Consider the following 18,452-nt stretch of genomic DNA (forward strand, 5'->3'; position numbering starts at 1 on the left):
CAGGACAGGAGAGCGCAAGACAAATGAGCCAAATGACGCGACCGCAAAAGGCACGCTGGGCAACTGCCCTCATGTTCGCAGTCGATGGCATCGGTTTCGGCGTCTGGGCCGCTCACATCCCCGTCTTCAAAGACCATCTCCATCTGTCCTCCACCGCTCTCAGCGAAGTACTCCTGGCACTCGTAGTCGGCTCCATCGTCACCATGCCGATCGCCGGGCAAGCCATCTCGCGCTTCGGCAGCCGCCGTGTCGTCTGGGCCGCAGCCTCCGCCTACATCCTCGCCATTACCGGCCTGAGCTTCGTAAACAGCCTTTGGCCGCTGATCATCGCCGCCGCCATCTTCGGAGCATCCAAAGGAGGCTTCGACGTCTCAGTAAACGCCCAGGGAGTCTGGGTCGAGCGACAGGTTGGCAAGCGCATCATGAGTTCCTTCCAGGGTTTCTGGAGCCTCGGTGGTCTCCTCGGAGCCTGCCTCACCAGCTATGCTCTTCGCCGCGGCGGCAGCACGCATCAGGATTTCTTTCGCACCTGTGTTGCTCTGGCCATCTGTGCCATCGCAGCCTGCCCATTTCTGCTCGAAGAAGAAATACAGCCCGCCACCAAAAACCGTCTGCGCCTGCCCGATCCAGCACTCCTGCGCCTCGCTGGAATCGCCTTCCTCGGTCTCTTCGCCGAAGGAGCGATGGCCGACTGGGACGGCGTTTATCTCAACACCAGCGTCGGAGTCAGCCTCTCCCTGGCCGCCATCGGCTACGCGGCATTTTCCCTCTCGATGGCTGCGGGCCGTTTCTGCGGAGACTGGCTTCTCGCCCGCTTAACGCCCGTCATCATCCTGCGCATCTGTGGCCTGTTTCTCTTTAGCGGACTCGCCATCGCACTCATCTTCAACGGCTGGTGGTCAAGCCTGATCGGCTTCATCTTCGCCGGACTCGGCGTCGCCAACATCGTGCCCGTAATCTGGGGAGCAGCCGGCCGCAACCGCGTCATCGGAGCAGGCCCGGCGCTCGCCACCGTAACCACTATCGGCTACTTCGGCTTCCTCGCCGGACCACCCATCATCGGCGCAGTCACCACCGTCCTCAACGTTCGACTGGCCCTGATCATCGTCGCTCTCTTCGGCGTGGCCATTGCAGCCTCAGCCCAGATCGCAGCTCAAACCGACGAGTAACACCCCACGGCTACTTCGGCTTCTGAGCATCCGGTTTCGTACTATCCGTCTTGTCTGAACCCGTCTTATCCGGAGTACTCGAAACCTCCTGCCCCTCGAAGATCATCTTCGTCGTCGAACCATACTGCTTGTAATCCGTATACTTCACCGTCATCCGCACATGCACGTCGTTCGACAGATATCCGTGGCCCGCCGGAAAATGCAGCACGCCATCCCCCTTGGTATACGTCGGAAACCAGTTCGTCCCATCCACCTGCTGCCGGTACGTCATAAACGGAGTCGAAAGATCCTCATGCCCCTTGCGCAAATCGTCCGGAACATTCTTGCCGCTGGTAATCACCACCTGCAGCTCCTCTGAGTCCACCCAGATCTTGCCCTGAAAATAACGCTTGCCCTTTACTATCGTCTTCGGCGAAACATCAAACACGTAGCAGGTCACCTCATCCACCGTCTGCCTGCCCACATACTTGATGTCATATTGCCCCGCATCCTCCGTCGTCAGCACAAACGGCAGCCGCTCCTGAATATCCTGAAAGTCCGCCGGCGACATCGAGATTCGCTGCAGAGAATTCTGCGGCGCGTACACCACCTTCTCCGCCCGCTTACCCGTCGGATCAAAGGTCACATCATCCACTTCGTAATACTCGCCATCCACTTTGTTGTCGTCGTTGACAGTCTGTACCCGCACCGCGCGCCGATAGGTGTAGTGGTTCAGCGCCTCGCGAAAGACCGTTTCCTTCGCCTTGAATTTTTCGATAATCTCTTCCGGCGGCGTCGGCGGCGCAGTCACATCCATCGGCCCAAATCCCGAGTCGAGCGGCATCGACGTAAAACTCACCGTAGCCTGGTCGTCGAACTTCTTTTTGTCGCGCCCCCACGCAGAAGCGCTGCACACCGCGATCACCAGCAGCGCCGTTCCGAGCTGCAAGACCTCTCTGGAATACCGAAACCTCTTCGCTGCCACTCGTCTCAATTCAACCCCCAATGTAAAACTCAACACCTGCGCCAAAAATAACCACCGCTTGCATACAACTTTAGACGGATTTAGCTCCGTCCAGATACGAAGGATGATAGTCCTAGCATTCACGGGGAGTATAGCGATCACCATAGGCGCATCCCTGCGTTTGCGCCATGTGGACGCAAGGCCGCTTCTCATGATCTCCTTTCCTAAGGGCTCATACAATCGAGTCCCCGGACCGCAGATCTCTTCACCGCAGGCGCTGGTCCGTATTCACTATGGCAATCCGCAAGTCCGGCAATCGGTACAATCTTGTTCAGATTGAAACCTGACCATCTGACTGCGATCCAGTTGCCCCAACCGTTGGAAGGAGCCTGCTCTCCGTCGCATGCCTGATGACTACCAGATCCCCGCGATAGCCCTGATCGCAGCTCTCATGCTCGCCTTCGCATATCTGCATATGCGTTTTCGCAGCGTGCGTACTCTTCTCTGGCTGCTCGCCCTCGGCTGCGCTGAAATTCAGGCCGTGCTGGTATGGCTCTGCTTCCACTACGTCTCATCACGCCATGCGGCCATAGCAATGAACGTGACTAGCGAATCCGCGCGCCTGCTCAGCACTGCGCTGTTTCTGAGTTCGCTTTCGCCTCGCACCTTTCGAATCGGCCGCTTCCAGATTCTCTACGTCATTCCCTACATCATCCCCATCCTGATCTACTCCGCCCTGTATTACGGAGTCGCCCAGCACCCTTCGACCCCCTTGTTCACGATCTATTGCCTGCTCGCCTTTTGGGCGGCCGCCATAGGATTCGTATGGGGCCTGCAAAAGGGACCGATCCCCATCTGGTTGAACGTCGTAGTCGTCGTTTGCGCCGCACTGCTTTGCGTCCCCCTGTTTATCCGGGGAAATATCTATCTGCCTCTGCTCCTGGTCGAGTCCAGCAACATGCTGGTTACCGCGCTGCTCGTGCTCTACAGCTTCAAGCGCTTTTCCCCGGGAGTCGTTCTCGCCATCACCGGCTTTATCGCCTGGGCCATACCTCCCATTCTCCTCACGCAGACAGCCTCGTCGCATGCTCTCGTCATGATCGTTCTGACGCGCGCCTTTGTCCTCGGAAAAGTCCTCGTCGCTATGGGACTCATCCTGCTCGTGTTGGAAGATGAAGTAGAAAAAAATCAGACCGCCCAGCGCCGCGAACGACGCGTCCGTCTCGAACTGGAAGCCTACGCGCGCCAGGCCCTCACCGCGCGCAGCCTCGAAGAGTTCGATCGCAACAGCAACCATCTCTGCGCCATGATTGCCACGCACAGCCGTTTTGCCCGCGTAGCCATGCTGGTTCGCGGCATCGGCTCCTGTCACCTGGTCGGTTATGCCGGAATGGACGGAGCCATGGCCGGTGCCGTCGACAGCGTCGCAGAGCGCCTGCCCGTGGATATCTTTGCACCCGGCGGCAAACTTCTCGCCCCCGATAGCAACTCTCTCGATCTCGACCTCATCCCCTGGCTCAGCCCCGGCGACGACCTCGAACGCATGCAGATGACCCGTCTTTGCGCCATCGCCATGCTCGGTCCCGACAACACCGTTGAAGGCGCATTGCTCCTCGCCGGATTGCGCAATCCACAGGAAACACTCCGCGCCGACGACCTTTTGCCTCTCGAAATTCTCGCCGGACGCCTGCAGGCCTCACGCGCCCAGGCCATGATGCTCGGCAAACTCATCGAGTCCGAGCGCTTCGCCGGAGTAGGCCAACTCGCCGCCAACGTTGCCCAGCAACTGAACAACCCGCTCACTGTCATCCTTGGCTACGCCGCTCTCCTTGAAGACGCCTCTGAACCCGGCCCCGAGCGCCACGGGGCAGAAGCCATCGTCGTCGAAGCCCGCCGCATGAAGAGTATTCTCGAACGGCTCTCCAGCTTTTCCCGCTTCACCACCGACCGGTTTGTCTCCTTCTCCGTCGCCGATCTCATCACGGATATCGAACAACTCCACCGCACCGATTTTCTTCGTCACTCCATCGAGTTCCGCCTGTCCTCCGAACCCGATCTCCCTGAGATATTCGGCAACGTTCACCAGATTCGCCAGGCGCTCATGCACGCCATGCGTTTTGCCATCGAGTCCGCATTACGCCTCGGGCCCAATGAACACAAAGCCGTCCGCGTAGAAGCCACCAGCCACGACGGCCGCGTACAAATACTCATCGGCCACTCCGGTCACAGCTTCTCAAATCCAGAACGCGCATTCGATTCACTCTCTTCCGGCTTCACCGGCATCGAAGCCACAGGAATAGGCCTGGGCCTCTGCGCCGCCATCATCCGCGAACACCGCGGCACCATCACAGCAGTCAACTTCGAACCCACCGGCGCCGCAGTAATCCTAGACCTCCCCATCAGCTAAAACCCCAGCCGCCACCCCAGCTTCAGCAGTTGCCGTTGCCCTTGCTTTTCTGTCTGTCATTCCCGCAGGGAATCTGCTTCTTCTGTTGCCGTTGCCATTGCCGTTGCCGTTGCCGTTGCCGTTCTGTCCGTCATTCCCACAGGAAATCTTCTTCTGCCTTCGCCCAGCCCAACCCTTCCATCCGCATCCCCCAAAGGCACCCCGAAAAAAAACCACCCCTAACGCTGTAAACTTCTGTTTCGCACCTACTGAACACCTCTCGATCTCCAAAGGCCCAAGCATGCGGAACCGCCCCACAACTCTCGTCCTCCTCTCGATCCTGAGCATCCTCCCGCTCGCGCCCCTCATCACCAGCGCGCAGGCGAAGCGCCCCATGACCTTCGCCGACATGATGCAGATGCACCGCCTCGGAGACACCGACGTCTCCCCCAACGGCAAATGGCTCGTCTATTCCGTCACCGATGTAGACCTGGCCAAAAACGCCAGCACTTCCAGGCTGTGGATTCAACCTATTGCCGACGGACCATCAGGGAGCCACCCAAAACTTATCGCTGAAACCGAACCCGGCGACGGCGGCGCGCATTTTTCACACGACGGAAAGTCCCTGCTTTTCCTTTCCAGCCGCTCAGGAAGTCAGCAAATCTACATCGCCGACTTCGACTCCGCGACCGGAGCGACAAGCAACGTAAGAAATCCTGCCAATGGCGCCAAAAATCCAACAGGCAATGCAGCAGGCCCCGCAAGTGGCGTTCCGGAGGCAGACAATGCCCTCTGGTCACCCGATGGCAAAAGCATAGTTTTCACCGCCGCCGTCTACCCCGACTGCCCCGCCATCACCCCCGAAAATCCCGACGCCTACAAATGCACCGCCGACCGCGACTCCGCCCAGGCCGCCAGCAAAGTCAAAGCCCGCGTCTTCACCCATCTGCTCTATAAGCACTGGAACGCCTTCACCGGCGACAAGCGCAGCCACCTGTTCCAACTCACTGTGGACTCAGGCTCTATCCGCGACCTCACCCCCAACGACCCGCACGACGTCCCGCCATTCTCTTTGGGCGGCGGTGGCGGATTCGCCATCTCTCCTGATTCCAAAGAACTTGCCTTCACCGAAAACCTCGACGAAGAACCAGCCATCAGCACCAACGCCGACATCTTCACCCTCGACCTGACCAACCCGGCAGCCAAACCAGCAAAAGTATCAACATCCCCCGGCGGCGACTTCAGCCCCGCTTATTCCCCCAACGGCAAATATTTAGCATGGCGCAGCCAGGCCCGAGCCAACTACGAAAGCGACAAATTCCGCCTCGTCCTCTACGACCGCACCACCAAGCAAATAAAAGACTTACTCCCCAACTTCGACCGCTGGGTAGATGAGTTTATCTGGTCGCAGGATTCCCTATACATTCATTTCGTTTCCGGCACCAAAGGCGAATCTTCGCTCTACTCAGTTGGTATTTCTGACGTCGATTTGCATGACTTCAGCAAGGCCCACGGAGAATGGAGCGACATTCATACCAGTCCGATTCTGGACCATGGCCGTGAGCTAATTGTAGGTAATCTTATGAGGGTAGATCATCCTGCAGAGGTGGTAGTCGTAAACCTTGACCAAGTAGTAGCCTTAACAAAAATGATCTACGTTCCCCGGCCAGTCACACATCTCAACGATGATCTGCTAAATCAACTAGACCAATCCCCACTGGAGCCCTTCTGGTTCGAGGCAGCCGACAAAACTAAAGTCCAGGGCTTCATAATCAAACCCCCAGCCTTTAATCCAGCCAAAAAATACCCAGTAAAGTTCCTAATCCACGGCGGCCCGCAAGGTGCATGGGGCGATGCCTGGAGCTACCGCTGGAACGCCGAATTGCTGGCCGCCAACGGCTACGTCGTAGTCATGATTAATCCCCGCGGCAGCACCGGCTACGGCCAGGCTTTCGTCGATGGAGTCAACGGCGACTGGGGCGGCAAGCCATTCTCAGATTTGATGTTAGGCCTCGACTACGCCGAGAAAACCTACCCCTTCATCGATAAGAACCGCGAGTGCGCCCTCGGCGCCAGCTATGGCGGATATATGGCTAACTGGGTGCTCGGCCACACCAACCGCTTCAAATGCATCGTCACCCACGACGGCATGTTCAACCCCGAATCCGCCTACGGATCGACCGAAGAACTCTGGTTCAACGAGTGGGAATTCACAGGCAAGCCTTGGGACTACTACGGCAAACCCGACTCCGAAAACCCCTTCCGCAAATGGTCCCCGGCCATGTCGGCAAAGAACTTCAAAACGCCCACACTGGTCATCCACAGCCAGCTTGATTACCGGCTCGATGTTTCGGAAGGCTACCAGCTTTTCACCACCCTGCAGCGCCTCAAAGTCCCCAGCAAAATGCTCTACTTTCCCGACGAAGGCCACTGGGTACAGAAACCGCAAAACTCCGAACTCTGGTACAAAACCGTCAACGACTGGGTCGACCAATGGACAAAATGAAACCAGGGGATAGGAAATAGACAATGCCGTTTCCGCGCAAATCCTCTAAGCCGCAGGTCTGGCTGAGCGAACCTGCATTGCATGAGTACGCCCTCCAGTCGCTCGGCCGCCGCATGCGAAGCGAGGCAGATCTGCGCCGCCTGATGCGCGCCAAAGTCGAGCCCGACGAAGCAGGAGCAGCCAAGGTCTCCGTCGTCGTAGCGCGCCTCAAAGAATACGGCTATCTGGACGACACCGCCTATGCCGATAACTACGTGCGGCTCCGTCAGCAGAATGAAAAACAAGGCCAACGCCGCGTCCGTCAGGATCTAGGCCAGAAAGGTGTTTCGAAGGAAATCATCAGCCAGACCATCGAAGCCCGCTATGCAGACATCAGCGAAGAAACACTCGCCCGCCAGCACCTCGAACGCAAGCGCATCCGCAAGCCAGAAAACGAGAAGGAAACCGCCCGCGTAATGCGCCGTTTAGTCACCGCAGGCTTCTCGCCCACCGTCATCTACAAAATCCTGCGCCAATGGGATGTTTCCGATGAAGCTCTAGCCACGCTGGACAACCTGGAAGACGATGCGCCTGCGGACGAGTAAGACCACCTCGCTCCGATACACTAAATAAGCCATGCAATACAGTTCTGGAAACAACATTCGCGAAACATTTCTGCGCTTTTTCGAGAGCAAGGGGCACCGTCGTGTCCACTCCTCGTCACTGGTACCGGCCAACGATCCGACGCTGCTGTTCACCAACGCTGGTATGAACCAGTTCAAGGATCTCTTTCTCGGTGCGGAGAAGCGCGATTACACCCGCGCTACCACCTCGCAGAAGTGTGTCCGCGCAGGCGGCAAGCACAATGATCTGGAGAATGTGGGCTTCACGCGCCGTCATCACACATTCTTCGAGATGCTGGGTAACTTCAGCTTCGGGGATTACTTTAAGCAGCAAGCCATTGCCTTCGCCTGGGAACTGATCACCGACGAGCAGTGGTTCGGCATTCCCAAAGACCGCCTGTATGTGACGATTTTTGAGGGCGACACCAACGTAGCCCGCGACGACGAAGCTGAAGATTTCTGGATCAATGTCGGCGTGCCCAAAGAACGCATCAAGGCTTTCGGCGCCAAGGATAACTTCTGGCAGATGGGCGAAACCGGCCCCTGTGGTCCTTGTTCGGAGATCTTCTACGACCTCGGCATCGAAGCTTCAGAGACGGGTAAAGATCTTCCCTTCGGCGAAGATGACGCGCGCTACGTCGAGATCTGGAACCTGGTCTTCATGCAGTTCGATCGGGCCGCAGTCGTGGATGAAAAGGGCAAGACCACCGGCTATCAACTCAGTCCGCTGCCCAAGCCAAGCATCGACACCGGCATGGGTCTGGAGCGTGTTGCGGCAGTGCTGCAAGGCAAGCTCTCCAACTTTGAAACAGACCTCTTCACGCCGCTGATCGCACGCGCTGCCGAACTGGTCGGCGTTGCGAACGATGTAAGCAACGCCAGCCTGCGCATCATTGCTGATCATGCTCGCGCGGCGACCTTCCTCATCGGCGACGGGGTCTTGCCGGCAAATGAAGGTCGCGGTTACGTGCTGCGCAAGATTCTTCGTCGCGGTATTCGTCATGGCCGTTTGCTCGGGCAGGAGCAACCATTTCTGTATCAGATGGTCTTTGCCGTTCGCGACCTGATGATCGACGCCTATCCGGAGTTGGCTGATCTCGCGTCTCGCGTCTCAAAGGTCATCGAGGCAGAAGAGAAGCAGTTCGATCGCGTGCTCAAACTCGGCATGACCAAGCTCGATGAAGAATTGAAGGGCGACTTCACCGGGACTGCGGCTTTCCATCTTTATGAAACCTTCGGCCTGCCACTCGACTTCATGGTGGACGCGGCACACGATGCTGGAGTTGCCTTTGATACAGCGGGCTTTGAGCGCGCTAAAGAAGAAGAGCAAGCCCGCGCCCGTGCCAGTTGGAAGGGTGGTTCGCAGAAGACCGCCAGCCCTGCTTATCGCGAGCTTGCGAAGACGGTATTTGAAGGCTACACGCAGCTTGTCTCCACGAATTGCGAAGTACTCGCCATCGTCAAAGATGGCGTCGGAGTACCCGTTGCTACTGCTGGCGAGCAGGTCGATATCGTTCTCGACCACACCAGTTTCTACGCGGATTCCGGCGGCCAGACTGGCGACACCGGCTGGTTCATGTCCACCGATAGCAACACGACGGTTGCAGAGATTACGGGCTGTGTTGCGCCGGTTCAGGGAGTGCGCGCACACAAGGCTGTGCTCAAGCAGGCGTTGGCTATCGGCGACCGTGTAAACACTGTCGTAGATGGCATTCGCCGCGATGCGATCAAGCGCAATCACACCGGCACGCATCTTCTTCATGCCGCGCTGCGCCAGGTTCTGGGCACGCATGTGAAGCAGGCTGGGTCGTCCGTCGAGCCTGGCCGTTTGCGTTTTGACTTTTCGCATTTCGCGCAGGTTGCTCCTGAAGAACTCGAAGAGATCGAGTCTATCGTGAATCGCGAAGTGCTGGGCAATGCGACGGTCGAAACTTTCGTGGACGTGCCTATCGACGTTGCGGTCAACGAGTATCATGCGATGGCTCTCTTCGGTGAAAAGTACGGCGATAAAGTTCGCGTTGTTCGCCTGACAGACGGCTTCTCAACGGAGCTTTGCGGCGGCATTCATACCGGAGCAACGGGCGAAATCGGTCTGATCAAGATCGTTGGTGAAGGCTCAGTATCGTCCGGCGTCCGGCGGCTCGAAGCGATCACAGGAACCGGTTCGCTGGATGAGTTCAGGCGTGATTTTGCAGTAGCCCAGTTTGCGTCGCAGCTTGCACCTTCTGCTGAAACGACTCCAGCAGAGGCACTCCGTCTGAAGATCGCTTCGAATGAGGACGAGCTCAAGAAGCTGCGTCGCGAGCTGGAAGAGTTGCGCATGAAGTCCGCAGCCGGAGGCCTCGACGAAGCCCTCGCTGGTGCTGTCGATGTGCAGGGCATACGGATCGCTACGCTGCGCGCGGATTCGCTCGATCGCGGGCAGCTTCGCACGTTGGTCGACAATCTCAAGCAGGGTCTCACGCAAAAGTGGGGCGAAGGAGTTGTCGTTCTCGGCTCCGCGCAGCCTGAGGGCAAGGTGGCGATTATTGCCGGTGTTACGCCGGGGCTTACCAAGCGCATCCAGGCTGGCAAACTTGTCGGCGCAGTGGCAAAACTTGTAGGCGGCTCCGGCGGTGGCAAGCCGGAGATTGCTGAGGCTGGCGGTAAAGATCAGGCAGAGCTTGGAGCAGCGCTCAAAGCAGTACCGGGTATCGTTGCTGAGCTTCTGAGCTAGTGAGTTGAGCTAATAAGTTGAGCTAAAGAGCACAGCTTCATGAGGCCAACAAGCACTGCTGCCTGCTCAGGCAACTTATGGTCTGTCGGTGCCTTCTGATTGAGTGGTGTGTCCTAAGCCGCAAGCGTGTTTTAGCGCAAGCGCTTTGTATCACACCATTCTTTGAAGAAGTTGAATCGCGCTCTGTCTTGCTCATTTGGGTCGCGCGATTCTCGGGGCAGTTCGACTAACCGGCATGCAAGGAGCCTCTCCCATGAAACTCAATATGAAATCCAGGACGATGCAGCGTGTTCTGCTCGCTTCCTGCTCGATTCTGATGGTTGCCGCTACAACAACCGGGCTTACTCAGACTGGGCTTGCCCAGGCTGGCGGCCAGGCAAGTGCGGCAGATAAGCAATTTGTGAAAGAAGCCTTGATGGGTGGAATGGCTGAAGTTCAACTTGGCCAGCTTGCAACCCAAAAAGGAAGCAGCGACGACGTGAAGCAGTTTGGGCAAAAGATGATCGAAGATCACACCAAGCTGGGCGACCAGATGAAAGAGGTAGCCAGCCAGATCGGAGTGACTGCGCCGACCACGGTATCGCCAAAAGATCAGGCGACCATGACGCGGCTGCAGGGCCTGTCGGGCGATGAGTTTGACAAGGCATATATTCGCGTTATGGTTCGTGGCCACGAGAAGGATTTGCAGGCGTTCAAGACGGAGGCTTCGAGTGGTACTTCGCCAGTCGTCAAGAATGCGGCAAGTCAGGGTTCGCAGGTTGTTTCCGCCCATCTGGACATGATCAAACAGATGGCGCAGACGCATAACGTGACCATGCGCGCGAAGAGTGAAATGACGGAGAAGAGCAGCCAGTAATCGATCCGTTTGTTTGCTTCTCCTGTGCTTCCCCTGTACTTCTCCTGTGCTTCTCGGGCGCGTTTCGAGTGTTCTCTTTCGGGCAGGCGGGTTGAACCAGCAGGTTCCCCGCATGCCGGGGAAATTCTGCAGCGGGGCTGTCAGGGCCTAGAATCATAGCGAGACCACTTTGCGTATGGTTCCCCCATTCCCGCTGCTGCAAACCGTTCAAAAGCACTCTTCGCCGCGCCTTGCTTCAGTGCCTTTTTGTACCGCAGCGGTTCTGGTGCTGACGGCTCTTACTCCTTTGACCGCGTCATTCGCGGCGCGGAAACTGGATCCCTGGGATCGGGCTGTGGCGTTGCGTCAGAAGCTGGATTCCACGCCAGCGGAGCAGCGGACTCGAGAGCAGTACGAAAACGCGATGGATGCGTTTCGCCTTATCTATCACGAAGATCCTGGTGCATCGAAGTCGCCTGCCGCTGTTGCCCAGGTTGCCGATCTGCTGGCGGAAAAAGGCCGCGTGCTGAAAGACGATCGCGCTCTGCGAGCCGCGATTGGACAGTATGAATTCCTCCGCCAGAATTATCCGAAAAGTCCACAGGTCGACAATGTGCTGCTGCTTGAAGGGGAAATTTGCCGCCAGGATCTGAAAGATATCGCCTGCGCCAAAGAGAAGCTTCAGGCGGTCATTGATGCTGCGCCGAATAGTTCCTTTGCGGAGCAGGCGGCTCTGGATCTCAGGGAGATGCAACCTCACAACTCAAAAGACAGCAGGAATGCACGGAATCTACCCACTGTTTCGGCTACGCCAACAGGCAGGCAGCGCTCCACGTCGAAGATGCCCGTTACGTCTGCTTCGTCTGCGCTTCCTTCGCCAGACGTGCAGGACCAGCGAGAAGCGACGCAGAAGCAAGACGTAAGTTCGATGCAGCGGACAGACTCGCCTGGCTTATTGCCAACACCGGAGCCTGCGCAATCCGGATCGCACCGCTCGGTCATGATCACTGGAATGCGGCATTGGTCGAATCCGACGTCTACGCGCATTGCAATTGATCTGGGCGGCAAGGTGGAGTACGAAGCTGCGCGCGTTCCAAATCCGGATCGCATTTTCTTTGATCTGCATGGGGCGCGGCTGGCGCCGAGCCTCAATGGGCGCCAGGTTGAGGTGATCGACGATGGGTATCTCAAGCGCATTCGGGCGGCGCAGTTTTTGCCGGATGTGACGCGTGTGGTGCTCGATGTGACGGATGTGAGCCAGTACTCGGCCTTTCTGCTGCCGAATCCGTGGCGGCTGATCATTGACATACACAGCGATGTTCACAGCGACAGGCAGGACGGAAGATCGACTGTGCCGGAGACGCGCTATTCGCTGCGTGCGACGCCTGCTCCGCCGAACACGGAAAACACGGTGGCCGATGTAGCGAAGCTGAGCACGGAGCCTGCGAAGATTCAGGCTACGGCTGGTCCGACCAGTGCGCCGGTTTCGGCAAAAGTTAAAACGGCGTTCCCGACAACGAGTTCGACAACGAGCCCGGCAACGAAGCCGGATGAGTCGCAGGGAGCGAGTGCGGATACGGCCGGTTCTACGCAATCTGCCAGCCAGACCTCTGCTGACCAGGCAAAAGTTCAGCCGAATAACAAAACGAAAAGGAAGGGCCGGGCCAGTTCTTCGCCGCCGCCGGTTGCGGCCGATGAGGCTCCGCCGCTGCCTCATGCTGCCGATCCTACATCGGATGGGCAGCGCTCGCTGGTGCGGGCTCTTGGGCTCAAGGTGGGGCGCATTGTTATTGACGCCGGGCATGGTGGGCATGACTCCGGCACGCTTGGTCCGGGCGGCATCCAGGAGAAGGATGTTGTGCTGGATGTTGCCCTGCGCACCGGAAAGCTGCTGCATCAGCAACTCGGCGCGGAGATTGTTTACACCCGCTCCGACGATACGTTCATTCCGCTGGAAACGCGGACGGCCATCGCCAACAAGGCGCAGGCGGATTTGTTTCTCTCGATTCACGCCAATTCAAGCTCGGAGCCAGCGGCGCGTGGCGTTGAGACTTACTATCTCAACTTCACCAGCGACCCCAGTGCGCTGGATGTAGCGGCGCGTGAGAATGCGGTCTCCAGCAGTTCGGTGCATCAGCTCTCCGACCTGGTGCGGCAGATTGCGCTCAAGGACAAGATCGACGAATCGCGTGAGTTTGCCGCGGATGTGGATCAGGGGCTCTTTGCGGGGCTTAAATCCGGTAATCCCGGGCTGAAGGATCGTGGTGTCAAAAAGGCTCCATTCGTTGTGTTGATCGGCGCGCAGATGCCGTCGATTCTGGCGGAGATCAGTTTTCTTACCAATCCGGATGATGCTCAACAATTGCGCGAGGGGGCGTATCGCCAGCGCATTGCGGAGTCGCTGGCGGCTGGGGTTGAGCGTTATCTGCGAGGGCTTAGTGGGATTCGGCCTGTGTCGGGGAAAAGTTCGGCGAGGGGCCTGGGTGGTGGTGAGGAGCCTGCTGGGCGGTAGTTCGTTTTTGTTTTTGGGTTTTTAGGCGAATAGATGGGGAATTACCCCCCTGGGGGGCTATGTAGGTGTTTTTGGCTGGGGTAGCAGGGGATTTTCTTTGGGAATTATGGATGGAAGGGTAAGGGCAACAGAAGAAGCAGATTCCCTTCGGGAATGACAGACAGAAAGGCAAGGGCAACAGCAAGGGCGACTGCAATGGCGAGGGATACGGCTGCTGTTGTTTCTTTTGATTGTGGGCTTTTGGGGGGTAATTTTCGGCAAGTTGCAGGTTGTTGTTTGTTTGGAATTCGCTCCGTAACTTGCTTTATGTGGGTTACGGAGCGAATTGTTTTTAGAGGTAAGGGTTAGTGGGCTACTGCGGCGGGTTCTTCTACTGGGGCTGATTCGGTCAGGTCTACTGGGTAGTAGGCGTTGCGGATGTACTGCTTGACCATGCGATTGGTGTTGAAGAAGGAGCCGTTATAGGCAATCGTCGTGCGCATCAGGTTGCCCCATGCTTCGGGCGATTTCAGATAGAGAGGGACTACGGATTTTTCCAGTTTTTCGTAGAGGGAGGTGGCCTCGGTTGTATCGTCCACTCCATCTTCAATGGCCCAGCCGGTGTAGTTTTCCAGGCAGCCCTCGATCCACCAGCCATCGAGAATCGACAGGCTTGGCACTCCGTTCAGAGCAGCCTTCATGCCGCTGGTGCCGGAGGCTTCGTAGGGGCGCCGCGGGGTGTTGACCCAGACGTCTGCGCCTGCGGTCAGCAGTGCTCCCAACTCCCAGTCGTAGTTTTCGAGATAGACGACGCGCAGATCGATGCCGGAGTATTTCTTCGCTTTCTCGATTACGCTGTGGATCAATGCTTTGCCGGGCTCGTCCTGCGGATGCGCTTTGCCCGCGTATAGAATCTGCAGGCCGCCTGCGGCATGGGCGATTTCGAGTAGCCGTTCGGGATCGGTGAAGAGCAGGTCGGCGCGTTTGTAGGTCGCTGCCCGGCGTGCAAATCCCAGCGTCAAAACTTTGGGGTTCATCACCAGCCCGGTTCGCGTGGCGACCTCGGCCAGCAATGATTCCTTGGCCTGGGCATGGGCTGCGATGATCTCGGGCAGGGGGATTTCGATGGCATTGCGGAGATAGAGGTTATCTCGACGCCAGTGCGGGATGTTCTTGTCCAGCAGGTTCTGGAATGGCTCGGAGACCCAGGTCGGCGCGTGTACTCCGTTGGTGATGGCGTCGATCTGATACTCGGGGAACATGGCCCGGGAGACATTGCCATGCTGGAGGGCTACGCCGTTGACGTAACGCGAAAAATGGAGCGCCACGTAGGTCATGTTCAGCATGTTGTCATGGCAACAGCCGAGCGCCTGGAGACGCGCGGTGCGTTCGGCGCCGAGGATGCGTGTCGACTGCTCGATGCTGAAGCGGTCATGCCCGGCGGGAACCGGGGTATGGGTTGTGAAGACGCACTTCTCGCGCACGGCCTTGACGTCTACGTCGGTGACCTTGTTGAGTGGGCCGCCGCCGAGTTGTGCTTCGAGCAGGGCCAGGGTGAGCAGCGCCGCGTGGCCTTCGTTCATGTGGTACACATTGACGCGGTAATTGAGCGCGTTGAGCATGCGTGTACCGCCCATGCCGAGCACGATCTCCTGTTGCAGGCGATAGTTCGAGTCGCCGCCGTAGAGATGATCGGTCAGGCCGCGATCCCAGGTGCTGTTCTCGGGTAGATCGGTGTCGAGCAGGTAAATCGGGATGATGTGTCCGGCGCGGCCTACGAGGTTATAGCGCCAGGCACGAATCGTAACGGTTCGATCTTCAACCGTGACGGTGATGCGCGGGGATTCTTCAGTGCAGAAGTTCGCTGGGGTCCAGGGCTGGCTGTCTTCGGTTTGCGCGCCATCTTTGTCGAGATGCTGGCGGAAGTAGCCCTTGCGGTGGAGCAGGGTAAAGGCGACCAGGGGTGTGCCGAGGTCGGCGGCTGAACGCAGTGTGTCTCCGGCGAGTACGCCGAGGCCCCCGGAGTAGGTTGGCATCGCGGGGTTGATGGCGATCTCCATCGAGAAATAGGCGACGACGCCTGTGGGAGGAAACGATTCGTATGAAACCTGGTTTGGGAAAGAGGAGTTCGACATTAGGTGGTGGTCTCCGTGGGGTGAAGAGAAGCACCGGGTATCCCCGGCGCCAGTTGCAGACGAACCAGCCAGTCTTTGGATGGTGCGACCCTATCGCTTGTTCGCTGCAAAAAAGTCAGTTCGCTCAATTGCGACTTGAAGATGAAAGCCAAGGCGATTTTAACAAGGCATCAAATTGACGAATAGCAAATTCTGGGTCGGTTTGAGGACATGAAAACGCTTTCAATTGCCGGACTTGCTGCAAGGGAAGAATACGCGTTCTTGTAAATAAACGGTATCGCAGAGTTTAGGGGGAATCCAAAATTTCAGTGGGAGCAGTGGAGGCGGTGTATATATCTGGATAAGTTTTTATGCGATCCGGGCTAAGTGCAACAGTTGTGGTGCGATTGCTGTGAAGGGATTGCTGAGATGCGAGGGCGGCGATTGGAGTAATCACAATTGCTGCCCTCGCTTCGCGGGTGTTTGTGGTTAGCTTATGCGGTGAGCACCGGCCGATGCATGGCAGATGAAAATCTGGGGATCGATTCCAGTGGCCTGCTTGTATCGGCTGGCGAGTGAGGCGGCAAATTCTGTGGCGTGAGCTTTTTCAACGACATTGACGGTGCAGCCGCCGAATCCACCGCCGGTCAATCGTGCGCCGATCAGGCCGGGGAGATCCTGGGCGAGTTCGACCATGGTGTCCGCTTCCACGCAGCTTGCTTCGAAGTCTTTGCTATAGCTGATATGGGCCTCGTGCATGAGGCGGCCGAGTGTGGGCAGGTCTCCCTGCATCAGGGCTTTGGCGGCATCGACGGTGCGCTGATTTTCGGTGATGACGTGGCGCGCGCGCTTGAGAGCATCGGGTGGGATTTCGTGGCCCCAGGCTTCGAGGTCGGCCACGGTGGCGTCGCGAAGGAACTTGATTTCGGGGCGATGCGTGGCGAGGATGCGACATGCTTCTTCGACCTCGGCGCGACGGCTGCCGTATTCTCCGCCGGTGATGGCGTGCTTCACCATGGTGTTGGCAATGACCAGCGCCATCTCTTCAGGAATGGGAGCGAGGGTGTAGCTGAGGTCGCGGCAGTCCAGCAGCAGCGCGTGGTCGACGGCGCCGTTGGCGGAGATGAATTGATCCATGATGCCGCAGTTGGCTCCGACGAACTCGTTCTCGGCGCGCTGGCAGAGCAGGGCGAGTTGGGGGCCGGGGATGGTTACTCCGAGCAGGCCGGTCACGGCGATGGCGGTGGCTACTTCGACGGCGGCGGAGCTGCTTAATCCAGCGCCTAGAGGCACGTCGCCCCAGAGGGTGAGGCTGAATGCGGGGATCGCATAGCCTTCGCCGGCGAGAATGGACAGCACTCCGAGCGGGTAGTCGCTCCAGTGGCTGGTGGGGCTGGTGGGAAGCGCGTTGGCTGGGAAGGAACGCTCTTCGCCGAAGTTCTCTGCGTATAGAACGACCTGTCCGTCGTCGCGGGGGGAGATGGCGGTGAGTGTGGCGAAGTCGATCGCCGCGGGCATGACGAAGCCTTCAGCGTAATCCGTATGCTCGCCAATCAGATTTACGCGTCCCGGCGCGGCGAAGATTTGCGGGACGGCGTGGAAGCGGTTTTCGTGTAAGGTGCGTAATGCGGCGGGGTCTTTCATACTGTTAGTTCCTCGATAAAAACACAGATGCAATGGAGCAGAAGTTTTGTTTATTGAGCAGAGAATTCAGAGATTTCAGTAAGTTCGGTAATCCGGTCGATGTGCAACTCCATTGGCCAGGTAAAGGTTTCACCGGGGGCCAGTATGCGCGACCACGGTCCAATCTTTGCCAACGAGTCTACAGGTGCTGTGGTTGGTTCCATTGCGACACACATTTGCTTTGCACCGGCTTCGTCGGGCCAGCCGCCGTAACAGATCCATAGTCCGATGTAGGGCGTCAGAACGGGGTCAAAACGAACGGTGAGGCGCAGGCCGATTGCTGGGCGCTCCAGGGAGCACCAGGCATCGTTGGCGTCGGGTTGGGCGAAGAGCTTGTCGCCGATGCCGGATTCGATATTCCGAGCCACGCTTAGATCGGTTTGTGAGCCATCCGCCAGCTTGGCTATTGGCCATTGCGTGGTATCTCCGTTTTGGCCGAGACGATTTCCTGCGGAGCCTTCGACTTTCAGGGTTTGAATGGATGCGGGCAGTACGATGCGATCCCCGGCCTGTGCGCTGAAGAGAGGGTGCGCTGCCCAGGACCAGGGGACAAATCCGTTGCCTCGGTTGGCCACCGTATACATGGCTCGCAGCAGCCAGCCTGAGCCGGTCGTCGACAGCAGGAGGGTGCGGGTTACTTCGAGGGGCAGAGAGAAGCATGTGGCGCGCATCGTTGCTGAATCGGCAGCGATATCCAGCACTTCCCACTCCAGCCGCCAGAGGTCGCCGTGATCGGGGATGGAGGCGTTTCCGGTTTCGGTTTCAATGATGCATTCGCCGACCGAGGGGAGACATTCATCCCAGCCGCTGGCGTCGCTGGCGGAGAAGGCCATTGTTTGAGTGCGTGGGGCTAATGGCTTCAGTGGGGCCTGGAGCAGTTCATGCGCGCCTGCCCGCAGGGAGCTGATCTTGCCACCGAGAGCAGGCAGCAAGGTCAGAGAGCAGTCTCCACTCGAAATGACAACGTTTTCCTTTGCTCCGGCCAACCTGACCTCCAAATTTCCTGT

General features: G+C 58.0%; 11 protein-coding genes. 7 read left to right on the top strand and 4 right to left on the bottom strand.

The features are described from left to right. Positions 1-23 precede the first annotated feature (23 nt). On the top strand, positions 24-1,169 hold the full coding sequence (locus tag OHL19_RS03065; protein ID WP_263356115.1) for an MFS transporter: 1,146 nt from the start codon (positions 24-26) through the stop codon (positions 1,167-1,169). A 10-nt stretch (positions 1,170-1,179) separates the two neighbouring features. Here OHL19_RS03065 and OHL19_RS03070 read toward each other — a convergent pair whose 3' ends face one another. Further along, the gene (locus tag OHL19_RS03070) at positions 1,180-2,097 is read right to left on the bottom strand and encodes a hypothetical protein (protein WP_263356116.1); all 918 of its coding nucleotides are present in this window, start codon (positions 2,095-2,097) and stop codon (positions 1,180-1,182) included. A gap of 418 nt (positions 2,098-2,515) precedes the next feature. On the opposite strand from OHL19_RS03070, the gene OHL19_RS03075 reads away from it, so the two are divergent. The 6 genes from OHL19_RS03075 to OHL19_RS03100 all read left to right on the top strand — a co-directional run bounded on the left by OHL19_RS03075 (position 2,516) and on the right by OHL19_RS03100 (position 13,669). After that, entirely contained in the window at positions 2,516-4,519 is a 2,004-nt protein-coding gene (locus OHL19_RS03075; RefSeq protein WP_263356117.1) for a sensor histidine kinase, read from the top strand. Positions 4,520-4,799: 280 nt separating this feature from the next. Beyond that, on the top strand, positions 4,800-7,004 hold the full coding sequence (locus tag OHL19_RS03080; protein ID WP_263356118.1) for a dipeptidyl-peptidase 5: 2,205 nt from the start codon (positions 4,800-4,802) through the stop codon (positions 7,002-7,004). Between the two features lie 23 nt (positions 7,005-7,027). Then, positions 7,028-7,588 carry a regulatory protein RecX gene (locus tag OHL19_RS03085; protein ID WP_263356119.1) on the top strand — a complete coding sequence of 187 codons (561 nt, stop codon included), beginning with the start codon at positions 7,028-7,030 and terminating at the stop codon, positions 7,586-7,588. A 31-nt stretch (positions 7,589-7,619) separates the two neighbouring features. Next, complete coding sequence (alaS, locus tag OHL19_RS03090) at positions 7,620-10,322, top strand: alanine--tRNA ligase (protein WP_263356120.1); 2,703 nt, start codon at positions 7,620-7,622, stop codon at positions 10,320-10,322. A 253-nt stretch (positions 10,323-10,575) separates the two neighbouring features. Then, positions 10,576-11,178, top strand: a complete 603-nt coding sequence (locus OHL19_RS03095) for a DUF4142 domain-containing protein (RefSeq protein WP_263356121.1) — start codon at positions 10,576-10,578, stop codon at positions 11,176-11,178. 175 nt (positions 11,179-11,353) lie between these two features. Beyond that, positions 11,354-13,669 carry an N-acetylmuramoyl-L-alanine amidase gene (locus OHL19_RS03100; protein ID WP_263356798.1) on the top strand — a complete coding sequence of 772 codons (2,316 nt, stop codon included), beginning with the start codon at positions 11,354-11,356 and terminating at the stop codon, positions 13,667-13,669. A gap of 344 nt (positions 13,670-14,013) precedes the next feature. Here the strand turns inward: OHL19_RS03100 and glgP are convergent, their stop codons facing one another. The 3 genes from glgP to OHL19_RS03115 form a co-directional block, all read right to left on the bottom strand. Next, positions 14,014-15,783 carry an alpha-glucan family phosphorylase gene (gene glgP / locus OHL19_RS03105; RefSeq protein ID WP_263356122.1) on the bottom strand — a complete coding sequence of 590 codons (1,770 nt, stop codon included), beginning with the start codon at positions 15,781-15,783 and terminating at the stop codon, positions 14,014-14,016. Between the two features lie 468 nt (positions 15,784-16,251). After that, positions 16,252-17,406, bottom strand: a complete 1,155-nt coding sequence (galK, locus tag OHL19_RS03110) for a galactokinase (RefSeq protein WP_263356123.1) — start codon at positions 17,404-17,406, stop codon at positions 16,252-16,254. Positions 17,407-17,456: 50 nt separating this feature from the next. Continuing rightward, positions 17,457-18,431: an aldose epimerase family protein gene (locus OHL19_RS03115; protein ID WP_263356124.1), complete on the bottom strand. Its 975-nt coding sequence runs from the start codon at positions 18,429-18,431 to the stop codon at positions 17,457-17,459. Positions 18,432-18,452 lie beyond the last annotated feature (21 nt).

The sequence above is a fragment of the Acidicapsa ligni genome, from assembly GCF_025685655.1.
In the GTDB taxonomy this organism is placed as follows: Bacteria; Acidobacteriota; Terriglobia; order Terriglobales; family Acidobacteriaceae; genus Acidicapsa; species Acidicapsa ligni.

Excerpts from the sequence above, each read along its gene's own strand:
- OHL19_RS03065 (WP_263356115.1), top strand. The coding sequence starts at position 24 with ATGAGCCAAATGACGCGACCGCAAAAGGCACGCTGGGCAACTGCCCTC.
- OHL19_RS03075 (WP_263356117.1), top strand. The coding sequence starts at position 2,516 with ATGCCTGATGACTACCAGATCCCCGCGATAGCCCTGATCGCAGCTCTC.
- OHL19_RS03080 (WP_263356118.1), top strand. The coding sequence starts at position 4,800 with ATGCGGAACCGCCCCACAACTCTCGTCCTCCTCTCGATCCTGAGCATC.
- OHL19_RS03085 (WP_263356119.1), top strand. The coding sequence starts at position 7,028 with ATGCCGTTTCCGCGCAAATCCTCTAAGCCGCAGGTCTGGCTGAGCGAA.
- alaS (WP_263356120.1), top strand. The coding sequence starts at position 7,620 with ATGCAATACAGTTCTGGAAACAACATTCGCGAAACATTTCTGCGCTTT.
- OHL19_RS03095 (WP_263356121.1), top strand. The coding sequence starts at position 10,576 with ATGAAACTCAATATGAAATCCAGGACGATGCAGCGTGTTCTGCTCGCT.
- OHL19_RS03100 (WP_263356798.1), top strand. The coding sequence starts at position 11,354 with ATGGTTCCCCCATTCCCGCTGCTGCAAACCGTTCAAAAGCACTCTTCG.
- glgP (WP_263356122.1), bottom strand. The coding sequence starts at position 15,783 with ATGTCGAACTCCTCTTTCCCAAACCAGGTTTCATACGAATCGTTTCCT.
- galK (WP_263356123.1), bottom strand. The coding sequence starts at position 17,406 with ATGAAAGACCCCGCCGCATTACGCACCTTACACGAAAACCGCTTCCAC.